This window comes from Fischerella sp. PCC 9605 (genome assembly GCF_000517105.1).
Classification (GTDB): domain Bacteria; phylum Cyanobacteriota; class Cyanobacteriia; order Cyanobacteriales; family Nostocaceae; genus PCC9605.
This window is the reverse complement of the sequence record NZ_KI912148.1, coordinates 1,772,445-1,788,725: the sequence shown is the minus strand read 5'-3', so window position 1 is coordinate 1,788,725 and position 16,281 is coordinate 1,772,445. Positions and strand designations below refer to the sequence as shown.

Here is a 16,281-nt window from a genome sequence, read left to right as displayed (position 1 = left end):
GGATGTTAATTTTGAACACGTTGAACAAATCCTAAGGTTAAGCTGTCTTTGGCAAGGAAGTGAGCCAAATGGTAAGCTCTTTCTTCAGTTTCCAGAAGGATTTTTTCGTAGAGATAGCGTGTAGCGCGATCGCCTAAGCTTTCTGCTTGAGCAGCTTGGCTGCGAATCAACTTAATCATCGCTTGCTCTGCCTTGAGATCATTTTCTACCATGTTACGGCAGGAAAAGACACCATCCACTTCTTGCTCAAAGCAGCATAATTCCGCTAATTTGGCGAAGGTTGCAACTGGCACGCCTCCCAATCCATTTAGGCGCTCACCAATATCATGGATGTGTTCTTGTATTTCTTTATAACTTTCGTTAAAAAACTCGTGCAGAGAGTAGAATTCTGCGCCTTCAACTACAAAATGATGCTTTTGGTATTGTAAGGCCAGGCCTTGAAAACTAGCTAAGACAACGTTAAATCCTTCACAAACTGGAGCAGTGACACTGCGATCTAGCAGTACAGGATTGTCATAAACCTGACCAAAATCTTGTAACAAAGTTTGCGTTTCAGACATTGTTCTCCTCGCTTTTGAGCAGTTATGCATTCTAACCGCTTAGTCTTTACATATTAGCATTTCAAAAATGAAAACAAGCTCTAAAAATATTATAAAACTTTGATTTTTTTAACTGTATAAAACTTCTGCTTTTATTTCTTATCGCAAATACATATCATCAAACAGCTTGATATTTTTGAGGAGGAAGAATGTAGGAGGTAGAAAAGCTAGAACAAAGGAAGCAGAAGCCAGAGTCAGTAGAAAAGGTAAAAATTTTCATTAATCTTATCTGACAAGGCAGAAGGTTGGGGATCGGGGATAGGGGATCGGGAAATTACTTATCCCTTATCCCCTATCCCCAGTCCCCTTTAATCTTCTACTGCTGGACAGTTCGGGGATGAGTAAATGCTAATAATTTTGAACTTTGAGTTTTTAATTGGGGATTTATTTACCTAATCTTGCCATTACTCTTTATTTCTTTTCCTAGCTCCACCCTTCTCCTGTTATTAGGTATGATTGAGATTTTTTTGCAAAAACTACTGAGAAAAGTTTGCACTTAGGTTATGCTGTTCTAAGGAGTTCAACTTCCAAAAATATCCTTATCAAGGAATCAGATCGCAGTAGTTACTGCGAGTTTATTGCACTTTGAGGGCGGCAATCTTGAAGTCTTTCAGTTCAGAACTAGAAGTAAAGCACGTTATAGAAGTGAATTGGGCAGACCGCTGGCAGGTCTATCAACGCTTGCGGGAACTAGATATTCCCTGCTGGTGCGAGACTAACCAGCCATTGACAGTTCAAATTGACAATGCTTACACAGCTATTCAACTTTGGAGTGTCATGCGGCAATTCACAGCCCCTCGGCAAGCATTGATTTGGGCGTTGGAACTGTGTTGGTAGCATTCATTCACCACCAACAATTCCCAGTGATATCTCGCTAGATTGCTTGTGTTTGTAAAAAATAGGTCAAGACAATGAGTAATTCCCACGAAACTGAAACAACCGCATTTTGTCTTGAGGGAAGGTTCCTCGATTTTGTTATCAAAGATGGTTATAAACTCAAAGGTTTACTACTGGCGACTTCTGAGGGAGAGTGTTACGTCAAGCTAGCTAAACATTTACGGATAGCTTTTGATTGGCGTTTACCACCAGGTATTTGGCTGCAAGTTGTAGGTGAAAAAAAATACGATCGCAAAACAGGTACGCTTAAGTTAAAAGCTGAGCGAGTCATGGCGGCGTCTTCGGAGAGGGGAAGAGGAGCCAGTGCGGTGGACGGGTTCTCCGGGATAAAGCACCTGGCGTTGGGAGAGTGGGAAAGTGGAAGAAATTCTTCCTCCCCACCACCCCATCTCCCTATCACCCCATCAATTACTGACGCCAAGCCACAACCAACTAAAGTCGCTACCATTTTGGTATGTCAAAAGTCTGATTGCATGAAGCGTGGTGGCAAAGCTATGTGTCAGGCTTTACAATCAGCTTTGAGCGATCGCGGTTTAGAAGATCAGGTGACGATCAAAGCGACTGGTTGTATGAAAAACTGCAAGGCAGGGCCCAATTTAGTTATGCCTGATAAAACCCGCTACAGTCACATTCAAGCTACACAAGTTCCTGCACTTATTGATAAGCATTTTGCTACCAACCAAGTGAAGCAAAGGCAAGACCGCGCCAGCGAAGTAGCAATGTCAACGGCAAATATAGCCACTATTTAACAAGAAAACTTTTTTATAAATTTATTTTTAGGGAATAGGGCATTGGGAAAAGGGTAAAGGGTAAAGGAATTTATTAACCTTTCACCTTTCACCTTTGTTGCCAGTCGCTACAACGGAGGAGCCACTGCGGTGGTGAGGCAGCGCGCACTTATAGGGGGTTCCCCCCATGTAGACGCCCGCAGAGCGGCTTCGGTGCAGGGTGCGACTGCCGTGCATGGTTTCCCGGCATAAAGCACGTGGCGTGGAACCTCCGCAACGCGCTGGCTCCCCTTTTCCCCTTCCCCCTCTTGTTTTTCCGATGCCCCTTGCCCGATGACCTTTTTTATTCAGGCATTGAAAAAGACTTGGGGTTTGCATTCTCCAAGTCTTAAAATTGGTTATTAAAGTAGTATTTTCACTTACATGGTTAAAGATTGAGGATTGGTCTCAATCAATTTCGCTAAATCTTGCAAGAATGCAGCTGCGGGAGCACCATAAATAATGCGGTGGTCACAGGTAATGTTCACCTGCATTTGTTGCTTAACACCAAACATGCCATCGGCTGTTGCTACTACTTGCGGTCGAGATGCCCCGATCGCTATTATTGAACCTTGTCCGGGGGGTAGAATCGCATCAAATCTGTCTACGCCAAACATGCCCAAATTCGATATTGTAAATGTACCAGTGCTGTACTCTTCTGGTTGTAGCTTTTTGGCTCTGGCGCGTTCTACCAAAGACTTCCAAGTGCGAGATAGAGAATAGATATCCAATTGATCGGCATTTTGTAAAACAGGAGTAATCAATCCCCCATCATCCATTGCCACTGCTACAGCAATGTTGATGCTAGAAGGATAGACAATTCCTTGGTCTGAATAGTTGGCATTGATCAGTGGGTGTTTTTGCAATGTCACCGCTACGGCTTTTGCTAGTAGCGCAGTCATTGTCACACCCTTGGATTTAATCTGTTTGTAAAGCTGGTCTAGTGCATCAGTAGTAATGGTGTAACCCACATGGATTACAGGCACGGATAAGCTGGCAACCATATTCCGCGCTACGGCATTTTGCAAGGTAGTAAGAGGCACTACTTGACCTGGAACAGCCGCAACTGCTGGCATGGGCGCGGGTGTTGGTTGGGCAGCTGGTGCTGGTGCGACTGGGGCAGCGGCTGGTGGTGGTGTTACTGGGGTTGGTGTAGCAGGTTGTGGGCTAGGTTTGCCAACTGCTGCTTCCACATCTTCGGCAACAATCCGACCGTAGGGACCACTGCCAGGAATACTACTCAAATCAACTTTCAGTTCCTTGGCTAATTTGCGGGCGCGCGGTGAAGCTACGATTCTCCCGGAACGATGATTAGAGCCGTTTTGAGCCGCCAAGACAGGTGTTGCGACTGCGGCTGTATCTGCCGTTTGCCTGGGAGCAGCGGCAGCAGTAGTTTCAGCTTTAGCAGCACCAGCGCCTTGGGCTTGAGACTTCGCTGTTTCAATTTCGGCTTCGGTTTCTGCCAACAGAGCGATCGCTGCTCCCACGGGCGCAGTTTCACCAGCTTGTACAATGATGTGGGCTAAATATCCTTCATAAAAGGATTCCACATCCATATCTGCCTTATCTGACTCGACAACCACCACTGTTTCGCCTTTTTCCACTTTGTCCCCGGTCGATTTCACCCAAGAGACAATTTTACCTTCGGTCATGGTGGAACTAAGTGCGGGCATGAATATTTCGTGAATGCTCATAGGGAGGGCGAATCGATAATCTTGTAAAATTTAACAGCTTTTGCCAGATCGAATTGTATCTTGACCAGAGACGCGAGGAACTATTCTATTACCTGATGGTCTATTAATTTGTATTTCTTATCACGGCTAGTTACATCAGAACAATTACTCAAAAGAAGGAGGAAGTAAAGTCATACTTCAATTTAAAATTCAAATTTGATTAACTAAACTGCTTGAAAGTGCTTGTTAATTTTTTATGCCGGCAAAGTTGAAGATTTTGGTAATTTTGATACTGAGTATCTTTGCCACCGCTGCCGCTGGGGTTTATATTGCTAATCGCCAGCAATCTGCGCCAATAGCCAATAACAATCTACCACAGCGGCACTCCGCTGCTGTAGCTTCAGCTCAAGAAGTGATGGCAAATCCGGAGCGGGCTAAGTATAAACCCATACCACTTGGTAGTATTAAGTCAGTTCTCCAAGGTAGCGATCCGGCTGCCCTCGCCCTTGATGCCTTTGACGATAGTGCACCAGAGCGAGGAACGCGCAAGGTAGAGGTATTTTATCCGCAACCAAATCAAGCGTTTGTGACGATCGTGCAAACGAAAGAGAGAAAAAATGCTACAAGTGCTGTTAAGTATCGAGTTGAGTTGACATCATTTGGGCGATCGCTGCTCGCTAGTTCACCCCCTTTGTGGCAAATTGTTTGGGCTGGTTCCCAGGAACAATGTCTGTTGAGAAACGGCAGGAAAGATTTGGCAATGATTACCTGTCAATAGATGTTCAAAGCAGCTATCAGCACAAAGAAGCAGTGAGGAGTAACCACGTGTGGTGTGAGGAGCTTTTTAGCATACCCCTCACCGATAAAAGCCGATAGTAGATATGACAAGTATTGTAGGTGAGGGCAGTTAGAGCGCCCCATCAAGCTATAATTAAGCCTAGATATCGCCGCGAATTTCTTCTACAACACCATCGCGTAGCACAACCTCGACCTGCATTTTACTAATTAAGTTATCCCCCGGTTCTACTCGGAAAAAGCCTTCCATCTGAAATTGGTTGACTTCTTGGTCTAACTCAAGCATCTGTACTTGCTGGAGGTTTTGCAGACTTTGATTTTTCTGCTCTAGCAGTTCGCTTTTCTTTTGATTGACCTGGAATTGAATATTCTCAATTTGTTGGAGGGCTTGAGGACCGGGCGGTTGCAGATTTTGCTTTTGAATTTCTGCGATCGCCCGCTGTCCTTGGATGTCCAACTGTTGCAATTGCTGGTCAGTTTGATTGATCTGGGCTTGCAATTGCTGCTGTACTTCCTCTTTCCAAAGAGGAGTGACAATGGCTTTGATATTGACAATACGTTTTAAAAGCAGTTGAGGCTTGGAGACATCCATAAAGGGTTTACGTTGACTTTCTAGTTTGCAGTGGACTTATTGGGCAAACATCCCGTTAATAATATCGCGATAGTGTTCCATCACGACATGTCGTTTAATGCTTAGCTTTTGCGTCATCATGCCATTTTCAATGGAAAACGGCTCTAGAATCAGCTTGAACCGACCGATGCGATCGTCTGGTCGATAACCAGGACGGTTTTGCACTTCCCGATTCAATTCTTGCCGAAACAAATCCTGGATTATTTTACTCTCCAGGTTTATTTTTTGACTGGCTGCCGAGGCAAGATTGTCCTCCTCTATACACAGTTGCAGATTCTGACTTGCTGCCCATTTTTCTAAGGCTTCCAGATTGGGGACAATTAAAGCACCCAGACTTTTTTGGTCTTGCCCAACAAGCATGATTTGATCTATGTAGGGCGATCGCAAACAAGCATCCTCTATCGGTTGCGGTTCGATATTTTCCCCATTCGTTAATACAATCGTATCTTTGGCTCGTCCGGTCAGAACCAAGTCATTTTGCGGTGTTACCCAACCCAAGTCACCACTGTCAAACCAGCCTTCAGAATCAATTGCTTTGGCTGTTGCTTCCGGATTTTGGTAATAACCTTGCATAATTTGCGGCCCTCGCAGCAACACCAAACCCTTTTCCCCAGGTGGTAACTCCTTGCGAGTCTCAGAATCGACTATTTTAGTTTCTGTACCTGGTATTGGTTGCCCAGCTGAACCGCGCAAATTTCGCCAATAACGCCGTGCATGGGTGACAGGGGAAGTTTCGGTCAAGCCATAGCCAACTAAAATCTCTACACCAATAATTTCAAAAAAGTCATCTACGTGCTTGGGAAGCGCACCACCACCGCTAATCATTTGCTTAACTCTTCCTCCTGTTGCTTCCCTAACTTTGTTGTAGACTAATTTTTCTCCTAAAGCGTGTAGGGGTGACAAAGCCGCAGCTTGTGTACTAGCTGTCAAGCGCTCAACTATGGAAGGATTCAGGTTCTGTAAATCTAAACCTTCGACTGTCCGCCGTGCTTGAATGTATTTCTCGCTGATACCGAGAAAGAATTTAATTAGGCGTTGGCGAGAAGCAGGTTGTTCGCGAAACTGCTTTTGCACTCCTTCGTAAATAGATTCTAAAAGACGCGGTACAGCTACCATGTAATGCGGTCTAAATTCTTTTAAATCCTGCTTGATCGAACGCAGGTTAGTATAAACTTGCGTGCAACCTAGAGAAAGTAAGAAATACTCGCAACTCCGCTCATAGCTGTGCCAGGTAGGGAGAATACTCAGGACAATATCTCCTCCTTGCGGTTGCACTACTGTTGGTATAGCGACGATTTGGTGCATCAAGTTGCGATGACTGAGCATCACGCCCTTGGGTTTACCCGTAGTACCAGAAGTATAAATAAGGGTGGCGAGAGAGTCGCGGCTGCGCTTGACTGGTTGTAAAGTGTGTTTAGCCCCAATTTCCATTAACTGAGTAAAGGAATACACCTTCAGGGTTTCTGCTTCTGGTGGTGCTTCATCAGAAAGCAAGACGACTAATTTAATCGGCAAATCCTCAAGGCGAGCGCGCAGCTTGTTGAGTGTCTTTAAATCTTGCACTACTAGCGCCGTGCTGCCACTGTTAGCCACAATATACAGGAGTTCTTCCCGCTCTGCTTGGGAACTACGCACCGCATCCACCGCCCCAGCCGTCATAATGCCCTGATCGGCAATAAACCAGCGGGGAGAATTATCGGAAATCAGAGAAATGCGATCGCCCGCTTGTACTCCCAAAGCCTGCAATCCAGTTGCAAATAGTTGAATTTGTTGGCACAACTGAGTATAAGTCAGGATTACTTCCGGTTGAGCGTGAGGATCGCGCAGGGCAACAATATTACCAAATCGTTGTGCTACCAAAGGCCATATTTCTGGCAGTGACTCCACATTTGAGTAATCAGGCAAATGCTTAATTGCTTGTAGCTCTCGTTCAGTTATGTTGGCAAGAAAAGAATTTTTCACAGGAGTTTTTGACATAACACCACAGCCTCAGTAATTCGGTGAGTTATGTTTCCAGCTTATGCTGCGATCGGGCTAAAATACCGAACCTGAATGGACACAATTCTTTTTGTCTAAAGAAACTTTGAGGATTTTATGTACATATATAAAAAAATCTATATTATGATTAAATAGTATAGACAAAAAGCAATGCTAAGTTTGTTTTTAGTTGGTTTAAACTTGCATCTTGCATCATTCTCAACAAGAGCTAGAGCCTTCTGAAGTTGCAACTAGTGCGAACTTTGTTTTTAGTTGGTTTAAATAAGTTTTTCTGCCAACTAAAAACAGCAGACGCCTATTATCCAAAATTAATGAAAAGGGAACAGGTGATTACCTATGGGTCGTATAGATGCTACATTGCTGACATTGTTTAGCACAGTTGCCTGCCTAATCTTTCCCAGGCTTTTAGGTATCATTACTAATCCAAAAACTAAACGTCATCGACCATTACAGACGGCTTCTACTTCGCAAAAAGCTAAATACGAAATTACAACTTTTCCTTATTGCACATCTTACGCATTGACAGGCAACCCCTCGTGTAAATTCAGCCCTAACTTTTGCGGTAGATGTTCTCCAAATTGATGGAATAACTATTTTCAATTAACATATTCAGGGGTATTAAATCTCATCAAATAAAAGTAGGGGCTTACAGTAGTTGGTGTTTGCTAATAGTCACTACTCAAAAATAAATTTATTATGTGTAGATTTTAGTATTAATGAAAATCTATACGTTTGATTAGAATTTATCTATGTTTAGCAATGCTCATTTAGAGCTTACAGTTTAATAATATTGCGTGTTTTGCTGTATTATGGCATTATAAAAACAACGGCCGTCATTAATTTACACTATTTTTTATGATTTTACAATCCCTCTAAAATTTGTTTGGTTGTTATACAAAATTTGAGATTAAATGTAGCTTATGTAAGCTAAAAGAAATTCAAAACTGCGAAGTTTGTCAGTTTTAAAAATTTTGTTTAACAATAGAAGAAATAGGATACAAATTGAAAAAGGGGGATTATCTATGCGTTTAATGGATGGTATGCTCCTAACGCTGATCAGTACAGTTATCTGCGTTACCTTCCCCAAGCTTTTATCTATGGTTTTGATAGTTAAGACTAAACGCACCGCACAGCCACAAACTATCTCAACGCCACAAGAAGTGGGGACGGAATTGCCGATTTTTCCGTATTAAGCCATTAAGTTTTTAACTTGCATATCTCAGATTTTTATCTTCGTGCTTTTGTGTATTGGTGGTTAAAAATGCCTTTTGGCGTTGCATAATTGCGGGATGATTTTGGAATTTGCATGACTCAATAATCACTGTGTCTGGTGCGTCACCGCGTCACCCTCATTCATCCCATTATTCAGCAACACCACCTTTTTTAAACTAAATATAGCCTGCAAACCGGATGCAGCAATGAATGCAGATTTTGATACTCAAAAATCTGCATTCATGTCATTTAAGATTATTTTAAGGAAATTTACAAAAGAACATCTGTGAAACCATTCGATTTAGAAGCCTTAATTAATTCTCTTTCTGGAATCGAAATAATCAGCGACTCTGGGCAAGTAGCAAAGTTATCCCAAGATTACCATACCTTTAGCCCGGTTCTTGTCGCGAAATTAGCGGGAAAAGTGGGAGATATAGTCATACGTCCTGGCAACGAGCAAGAAGTATTAAAAGTTGCAGCCAACTGCGCTAAGTATCGAGTTCCCGTAACAGTACGAGGTGCGGGAACGGGAAATTATGGGCAATGCGTACCGCTACACGGTGGCGTCATTCTTGATATGACACGGATGCAAGAGATCCGCTGGATCAAGCCAGGAGTAGCGCGAGTTGAAGCGGGAGTGAAGTTAGCAGCACTGGATAAAAAAGCACGAGAAATTGGCTGGGAAATGCGGATGGCACCTTCTACTTACCGCACAGCAACAATTGCCGGATTTGTAGCTGGTGGGAGTGGGGGAATTGGGTCTATACAATATGGATTGTTAGGCGATCGCGGTAATCTTTTAGCACTGCGAGTCGTGACGTTGGAAGATGAACCACGCTTGATTGAATTGCGCGGCGACGATGTGCAAAAGGTGAACCATGCTTGGGGTATTAACGGCATCATCACCGAAGTAGAAATTCCCCTCGGGCCAGCTTATCCTTGGGCAGAGGTAATTGTTACTTTCGATGAGTTTATGGCAGCGGCAAGATTTGGGCAAGCTTTAGCCGATGCCGATGGCATGATTAAAAAAGAGATTGGTATCTTTGCATCTCCCATACCTCAATACTTTACTCCCCTACGGCAGTACATCCCCGATGGCACTCACGCTGCTTTATTATTAATTGCTGAACCGAGTTTAGAATTATTACCTGGATTAGTACAGCAACACGGTGGCAAGATTACATATCAACAACCTGCACAAGCAGCTGGAAAAAGTGCGAATTTATTAGAATTCACTTGGAACCATACCACCTTACACGCCCGCACTGTTGATATCTCCATTACCTACTTGCAAAGTATCTTCCCTGGCGATGTAGAGACGGGCCATGGCACGTCTCTACAGCTAGTAGAGCATATGTATCATCACTATGGAGATGAAGTGATGATGCATTTGGAATTTATTCGGGTGAACGGTACAGCAATTCCCGCTGCTTTGCAACTCGTACGTTACACAACAGAAGAACGCCTAAACGAAATTATCCGCGATCACGAAGAACAAGGTGTGTTTATTGCCAATCCCCACACCTACATTATTGAAGATGGCGGCAGGAAAGTTATCGACCCAGAGCAATTAAAATTCAAGGAGATGGTTGACCCATATGGGTTAATGAATCCTGGTAAGAGTAAAGCACTAGAATTAAAAGTTAAAAATTTCTAATTCGGCATTACCAAACTTGGTGTCCCTTCGCTATGCTCAAGGGCAAGCTTTGTGTCTTGGTGGTTCAAGATTTTTTAACCACTAAGGCACAAAGACACAAAGTATTTTAACTTTTTCCCACCCATTCTAAGCACAACTGTCGGAAATGGTCGCCTCGCACTTCAAAGTTAGGATATTGGTCAAAACTTGCACAAGCAGGCGAAAGCAACACTACAGGTGCTTGATACTGTTTAGCTAATTCTGCCGACTTAGAAACAGCCCGATCCATTGTTTCTACAATTTCGTAATTGGCATATCCCACTTCTTGCAGGCGCTGGGCAAAGGCGGCGGCTGCATCACCGATCAGTAAAACTGCGGCGGCTTTGGCTTTAATTTGTGCCATCCAGCCAGTATCATCGCCAGCTTTGGCTTCGCCACCTGCAATTAAAATTACTGGGCTTTTCACCGATGCTAATCCCACTTCAGCAGCGTCGTAATTAGTGGCTTTGCTGTCGTTGATAAAATCAATACCTTCCCAATTACAAATGTGTTCCAAGCGATGAGGAACGCCGGGAAATTCGCTGATAGCGCGAGAAATCGCGGTTTTATCAATTCCTGCCAACCGCGCTGCTGCAACTGACATTAATAAATTTTGCTGGTTGTGTTCTCCCACCATCCGCAACGCAGATACTTTCACGATGGGTTCGTCTTTCTGTAGAGACGCGACATGTCGCGTCTCTACAACCCAATCATCTTCTATGTAATAGCCTTTCTCCCCAATTAGGTAATCTTTACCTTTAACACTTGTCCAATAGGCATCGGGCCAATGACTCAAACCAAGTTTGTTTAAGTAAGTATCATCGCCATTGAACACTTGTATTTCACACTGTCGCAGCAATTGGGCTTTGATGTTGTAGTAATTATCTAATGTTTTATGGCGGCTGAGGTGATCGGGCGTGAAGGTTGTCCACACACCAATACGCGGTTTCACAGAGTTAGAAGATTCGATTTGATAGCTGCTAATCTCCGCAATTACCCATTCAGGAGGCTTTGACGACAGAGCAACTTCACAAGCCGCGTAGCCAATGTTACCGCAGGCCGGAGCATTAAATCCTGCTGTTTGAAAAATGGCAGCAATAAGGGAAGTAGTGGTGGTTTTACCGTTGGTGCCAGTAATTGCCACCCAAGGTATGGATTGTAGATGCCGCCATGCAAGTTCCATTTCCCCGATAGTTTCTATACCCAATTCTCGTGCTTGGACTAATACGGGAATATCCCAAGGAACACCGGGACTAACAACTATTAACTGGGGTACATCTGAACTATTTAAGTCCAGCGAATATCCCAGTTCAACAGCGATTTGTTCGGCTGCGAGTTCTTGTTGTTGTTGACGGAGGTTTTCGGTGGTGTTGCGATCGCTTAGCACCACCTGCCAACCTTGCCGTTTCAACAATCTCGCCGCCGCAACACCGGACTTTCCTAATCCAATTACATGAGCTTTGGGCATAGACTGTAGCAGAAGTCCCTGGTTAAGCACAATTTATCGTAGCGTGTCTTGGCACAATTGACACCATTCTTTTTATAGACTTGGGCTATAAATTTTTGACAACTGCGCCAAAGTCTGCCAAAACTCGGCTATGGTTACGAAGCAAACCAAGCAAATGTAACCTATTGCGCTTGATTTGGGGATCGGGATCCATGACCAAAACACTTTCTGGACCGTCAAAAAAGTTACTCACCGCCGGAGCAATTTTTTCTAGGGCTGCTACTAGCTGTTGATAATTTCGCGATCGCTGTGCTGCTTGCGTTTGTGGTAATAAATCTACTAGGGCATGATAAAAAGCTGCCTCAGATGGCTTTTGGAATAGTTCCGGACTAACCGCAGTGGTGGGATCGAGCTGTTTGGTATCTAAATCTCCCTGTGCTGCCAAACGTGCAGAACGGTTGACGGTTTCGTAGATTTTATCTAACGTACCATCGTTGCGGATTTGTTGCAGGAATAAAGCGCGATCGCGCACATCCAATAAATCTTGTAACGCTCTTTCTGCATACTCTGGGTCATTTTCTCCCAAGACAGCATTGACCAAGTCGTAATCTATCTGTTTTTCTTCTTGCAGCAAGGTACGGATGCGTTGCAAGAAAAATTCTTGCAAAGTATTAACTAATTCTGTTTGATTTTTGTCATGTTCTGCAACAAAATCTGTGGCAATTTGCTCTAATAGCTGCTGTAAATTAATAGCTAAATCTGCTGCCCATGTAATGTTAATTACAGCATTTGCTGCCCGTCGCAAAGCAAAGGGGTCAGAAGAACCGGTGGGAATCATCCCCAAACCAAAGATACTTACTAATGTATCTAGTCTGTCTGCCAAACCAACAACTTGACCTGTAATTGTTTGGGGTAAAATATCATCTGCACCTCGTGGCAAATAATGTTCAAAAATTGCCGTCGCTACTGCTTCTGGTTCTCCACTTGCCAAGGCATATTTTTGTCCCATTATTCCCTGCAATTCTGGGAATTCATATACCATTTGACTCACCAAATCAGCCTTGCACAGTAAAGCAGCGCGGTGAACATTATGGCTTTCTTCTTCGCTTAATTGCAGTTGTTGGGCAATCTGCGTAGCAATTTTGGAGACGCGCCCAACTTTGTCTAACAAAGAACCTAAATCTTCTTGGAAAGTTACCTTCGCTAACTGTGGTAAAAAACTATCCAAAGGATTTTTTAAATCGGCATCATAGAAAAACTTACCATCAGCTAAACGGGCACGAATGACTCTAGCATTACCAACAGCAATGATATCTGATTTAGCTGGATCGCCATTGGAAATGGTGATAAAATACGGCAGTAATTCTTGATGGTTACTGGCTTTAAATACAGGAAAATAACGCTGGTGATGCACCATGACAGTAGTAATTACTTCTGCTGGTAAGTTCAAAAACTCACTTTCAAACTCACCAATTACTGCTGAAGGCCATTCGACCAGATTCGTAACTTCCTCTAATAAATCTGGGTAAATTTCTGCATACCCATTTAACTTTTGGGCAGATTCTTTAACTTCCTGGGTGATAATATTTGCCCGTTCCTCGATATTAACAACAACCGATGCCAAGCGCAGTACAGCGACATAATCAGTAGCTTGGGGAATTGTGACTGGTTGTGGATGTAAAACGCGATGACCTTGAGAAATGCGATCGCTCTTTATCGTCTCAGACCCATTCACTAATTCTATCGGCAGCACCGCATCATCTAATAAAGTCACCAACCAACGGATAGGGCGAGAAAACCGCAAATCTCCATCACCCCAGCGCATTAGGCGCTTACCTTCTAAGCTCAAAATCCACTGGGGAACAAGTTCTGTCAAAATTTCCGCCACACTGCGACCGGGGATGACTTTCTGTACAAACACAAAATCCCCTTTATCAGTGGCGCGGACTTCTAAAGCATCAAGTTCTACACCTTGCTTTTTAGCAAAACCTTGCGCGGCTGGTGTCGGTTTGCCATCTTTAAAAGCTGCTTGTGCAGGCGGGCCTTTAACTTCTTCTTCTCGGTCTGCTTGCTTGGATGGTAAACCTTTGATGAGTACCGCCAGACGCCGAGGAGTACCGTAAACTTCTACAGCATCACTGTTGAGGTTATTTTCAGCCAGACTTTTGGGAATCAGTGACTTCCACTGTGCAACAGCGCTACTCAAAAAACTTGCAGGTAATTCTTCTGTACCAACTTCTAATAAAAAATGTGGCATAGGACTATGTTGTTAACAAAAGCGTGGCTTAACTCAAACAGTTTACCTTGCCAATAACGCAGACGTGTGCAGATTATAGGGTAGGTTAGCACCTTAAAACCTTTGAACCTATAGCAGTCTTACGGCATCTTGGATTAGCTTTTTAGCTAACCACAAAGTAAACAATCGTTCCTGATAGTATTGGTCAATATTGTCTCTCATCTTTTCACCTCGGACAGTCGCACGTATTAAGGCGATCTGGGAATCAGTAGGACTACCAAGCAAATCAGAAGCCTGTGACAGTAGATCGTGAATTCGGTAAGGTTCCGGGAACCTCAAGCCATTACCATCACGTAGTTGGTCGATAGCTGCACCCGGAAAACTCACCAGTGCTTTTATCCAAGATTCCTTATTCCCTATGTCTCCGATTGGCGCTACGCCATAAAAAGCAGCTATCCGCTTAAGTTCTGTTAGAGTTTTATTTTCTAAGTCTTCTCGTGACATCATAGTAAATGTCCATTGATTTACAGATGGATTGGTGGTTATCCCCGGTCGCCAAACTTGCGATAACCACCATTATTAAAATACAGTGTGTCGACTTACTGTTCAATCTAGTTAATAATAAAATTTAAAAATGCCTAACCCTCATGGCAACCCAGAAATCAAAAAATATGGTTTTAAGACTGACAGAAAGGAATCACTAAGTGCAAAGTTAACTTTAAGAATTCCTCAGTCTATGCTGGATAAAATAAAAGCTATTGATAATTACCCAGATTTCTGTAGACAAGCACTTCAGAAAGCACTTGATGAGCTTGACCAATTAGATAGCCAAGATGAATAGGTATATTATTCAAAATCACGTCTAATGTAAATTAGTCGAACTCGCATTTGCTCGTACCAACTAATAGAATTCTTGCGAAAATTCAGTTTTATAGTAAAAACGACCACAGAAAATTGATATACATTTACGTGTAACCAAAAAAATGCTGGATAGGGATTCATCTCGGAGTGAAACCATATGTCAGACTTACTAAAAAGAATTACAGTTAATCCCAAACAGTGTGGTGGTCGTCCCTGTATTCGAGGTATGAGAATTCGGGTATCAGATGTGCTGGACTTGTTTGCGGCTGGACTGAGTGCTGAACAGATCCTGGAAGAAATGCCCAATCTTGAGGCGGATGATCTGAAAGCAGCACTTCTGTACGCTTCACGTAAGCTCAAGCATCCAGTTTTGGTTGCATGACGACGATCTGGGTAGATGCACATCTATCACCTGCAATTGCTAGTTGGATCGCCATCACATTCGACATAATTGTGGTGTGGGCATCTTGCCCGCACAGGATGGGCGTCTCGCCCATCCCACAAGAAAATCATGAAGCACTAGAGTTTTTACGCGCAGGTGAAGCGTTAGTTGAAATCAGCGGGGATTAGGGGTGCAGGCTAATATCTCGATACTTCTTGGGTGTGACACCTGTAAGCTTCCGAAACTGCTGGGTGAAATGACTCTGGCTGCTGAATCCACACAGGAAGGCAATATTGGCGATCGAGCGATCGCGTTGTTTTAACAAATCCTTTGCGCGTTCAATGCGCTGCTGCATTACATACTGCCACGGAGTAACCCCCATTGATTGTTTAAACAGGAGGGCAAAGTAACACTGGCTTATATCTGCAATTTCAGCTAAATCGGTTAGCTTAATATCCTGTTCAAGGTGAACACTGATATAGTCCAACACCTGTCGCAGTTTGAAGTAAGTGAGTCCTCCCGTGTACTCTCGAAACTTGCCAGGACGCGAGATATAGTTTCTAAGCAGATGAATCGCCAAAATGTTGGCTAATGAGTCTAAATACAGTCTACTACCCCATCTTTTCTGCTGCATTTCGTTTTGCATGGACAGTGCAATGGATGCAATCTGTGGGTCATGTGTTTTCAGAACGCTAATAAGTTCAATTTGATCGGGATTGAGGCAGTTTGTTTCCAAGGCGATCCGGCGTATAAATGTGGGGTCGATGATAAAAATCAAACTTTCATCGGTTGTTTCCCACGCACCAAATAAAGGAACTTCAGCCGGAATGAGAAGCATTTCCCCTTGTAGCAAAGGCCCATCATACTCGCGCCCATCAATTCGAGAAACTTGGCGTGTACCATCACTCAGTTGCAACGCTAATAAATGATGGGTAAGTCCGCCAGGTGCTTCAGCTTCGGCTGGTGGTTCAATTTGGTGCTCAACTATCAGTCCACCTGCATGGAGAGTTTGACTGGATAGCACCCACTCACCCTTCATAATGTTCGATGGATGGATAGCTGGCTGGGAAGACATCAATCTGACCTCCAAGAGCGATCGCACTCAAGT

The 16,281-nt window shown here is 43.6% G+C and carries 16 protein-coding genes; 8 read left to right on the top strand and 8 right to left on the bottom strand.

What is annotated here, in order from left to right; genetic code table 11:
- Positions 1 to 5 precede the first annotated feature (5 nt).
- Positions 6 to 560, bottom strand: a complete 555-nt coding sequence (locus FIS9605_RS0110190) for a Dps family protein (RefSeq protein WP_026732503.1) — start codon at positions 558 to 560, stop codon at positions 6 to 8.
- Positions 561 to 1,199: 639 nt separating this feature from the next.
- On the opposite strand from FIS9605_RS0110190, the gene FIS9605_RS0110185 reads away from it, so the two are divergent.
- Together FIS9605_RS0110185 and FIS9605_RS0110180 are read left to right on the top strand one after the other, a co-directional pair.
- On the top strand, positions 1,200 to 1,436 hold the full coding sequence (locus FIS9605_RS0110185; RefSeq protein ID WP_026732502.1) for an Asr1405/Asl0597 family protein: 237 nt from the start codon (positions 1,200 to 1,202) through the stop codon (positions 1,434 to 1,436).
- Between the two features lie 74 nt (positions 1,437 to 1,510).
- Positions 1,511 to 2,245, top strand: coding sequence for a (2Fe-2S) ferredoxin domain-containing protein (locus FIS9605_RS0110180; protein ID WP_026732501.1), 735 nt, complete (start codon positions 1,511 to 1,513; stop codon positions 2,243 to 2,245).
- Positions 2,246 to 2,643: 398 nt separating this feature from the next.
- Here the strand turns inward: FIS9605_RS0110180 and FIS9605_RS0110175 are convergent, their stop codons facing one another.
- Positions 2,644 to 3,957: a dihydrolipoamide acetyltransferase family protein gene (locus FIS9605_RS0110175; protein WP_072032377.1), complete on the bottom strand. Its 1,314-nt coding sequence runs from the start codon at positions 3,955 to 3,957 to the stop codon at positions 2,644 to 2,646.
- 235 nt (positions 3,958 to 4,192) lie between these two features.
- Between FIS9605_RS0110175 and FIS9605_RS0110170 the strand changes: the two genes are divergently transcribed.
- Entirely contained in the window at positions 4,193 to 4,714 is a 522-nt protein-coding gene (locus tag FIS9605_RS0110170) for a hypothetical protein (RefSeq protein WP_026732499.1), read from the top strand.
- A gap of 159 nt (positions 4,715 to 4,873) precedes the next feature.
- Here the strand turns inward: FIS9605_RS0110170 and FIS9605_RS0110165 are convergent, their stop codons facing one another.
- Both FIS9605_RS0110165 and FIS9605_RS0110160 read right to left on the bottom strand, forming a co-directional pair.
- Positions 4,874 to 5,323, bottom strand: a complete 450-nt coding sequence (locus FIS9605_RS0110165) for a YlqD family protein (RefSeq protein ID WP_026732498.1) — start codon at positions 5,321 to 5,323, stop codon at positions 4,874 to 4,876.
- A gap of 36 nt (positions 5,324 to 5,359) precedes the next feature.
- On the bottom strand, positions 5,360 to 7,339 hold the full coding sequence (locus tag FIS9605_RS0110160; protein WP_026732497.1) for an AMP-dependent synthetase/ligase: 1,980 nt from the start codon (positions 7,337 to 7,339) through the stop codon (positions 5,360 to 5,362).
- 1,043 nt (positions 7,340 to 8,382) lie between these two features.
- Between FIS9605_RS0110160 and FIS9605_RS43960 the strand changes: the two genes are divergently transcribed.
- Positions 8,383 to 8,553: a hypothetical protein gene (locus FIS9605_RS43960; RefSeq protein WP_197036020.1), complete on the top strand. Its 171-nt coding sequence runs from the start codon at positions 8,383 to 8,385 to the stop codon at positions 8,551 to 8,553.
- 305 nt (positions 8,554 to 8,858) lie between these two features.
- A complete protein-coding gene (locus FIS9605_RS0110155) occupies positions 8,859 to 10,229 on the top strand; it encodes an FAD-binding oxidoreductase (RefSeq protein WP_231510286.1) in 1,371 nt (456 codons plus the stop codon).
- A gap of 106 nt (positions 10,230 to 10,335) precedes the next feature.
- Here the strand turns inward: FIS9605_RS0110155 and murD are convergent, their stop codons facing one another.
- The 3 genes from murD to FIS9605_RS0110140 form a co-directional block, all read right to left on the bottom strand.
- Positions 10,336 to 11,715, bottom strand: coding sequence for a UDP-N-acetylmuramoyl-L-alanine--D-glutamate ligase (gene murD, locus FIS9605_RS0110150; RefSeq protein ID WP_026732495.1), 1,380 nt, complete (start codon positions 11,713 to 11,715; stop codon positions 10,336 to 10,338).
- An 85-nt stretch (positions 11,716 to 11,800) separates the two neighbouring features.
- A complete protein-coding gene (glyS, locus tag FIS9605_RS0110145; protein ID WP_026732494.1) occupies positions 11,801 to 13,951 on the bottom strand; it encodes a glycine--tRNA ligase subunit beta in 2,151 nt (716 codons plus the stop codon).
- A gap of 108 nt (positions 13,952 to 14,059) precedes the next feature.
- On the bottom strand, positions 14,060 to 14,437 hold the full coding sequence (locus FIS9605_RS0110140) for a hypothetical protein (RefSeq protein WP_026732493.1): 378 nt from the start codon (positions 14,435 to 14,437) through the stop codon (positions 14,060 to 14,062).
- 127 nt (positions 14,438 to 14,564) lie between these two features.
- Between FIS9605_RS0110140 and FIS9605_RS0110135 the strand changes: the two genes are divergently transcribed.
- The 3 genes from FIS9605_RS0110135 to FIS9605_RS0110125 all read left to right on the top strand — a co-directional run bounded on the left by FIS9605_RS0110135 (position 14,565) and on the right by FIS9605_RS0110125 (position 15,361).
- Positions 14,565 to 14,771, top strand: coding sequence for a hypothetical protein (locus FIS9605_RS0110135; RefSeq protein WP_026732492.1), 207 nt, complete (start codon positions 14,565 to 14,567; stop codon positions 14,769 to 14,771).
- 177 nt (positions 14,772 to 14,948) lie between these two features.
- A complete protein-coding gene (locus FIS9605_RS0110130; RefSeq protein WP_026732491.1) occupies positions 14,949 to 15,173 on the top strand; it encodes a DUF433 domain-containing protein in 225 nt (74 codons plus the stop codon).
- Positions 15,170 to 15,361, top strand: a complete 192-nt coding sequence (locus FIS9605_RS0110125; RefSeq protein WP_026732490.1) for a hypothetical protein — start codon at positions 15,170 to 15,172, stop codon at positions 15,359 to 15,361. Before FIS9605_RS0110130 ends, FIS9605_RS0110125 begins: the two co-directional genes overlap by 4 nt.
- On the opposite strand, the gene FIS9605_RS0110120 is transcribed toward FIS9605_RS0110125, so the two are convergent.
- Positions 15,358 to 16,248, bottom strand: a complete 891-nt coding sequence (locus tag FIS9605_RS0110120) for an AraC family transcriptional regulator (RefSeq protein ID WP_026732489.1) — start codon at positions 16,246 to 16,248, stop codon at positions 15,358 to 15,360. The two genes, FIS9605_RS0110125 and FIS9605_RS0110120, sit on opposite strands and share 4 nt — an antisense overlap.
- Between the last annotated feature and the right edge of the window lie 33 nt (positions 16,249 to 16,281).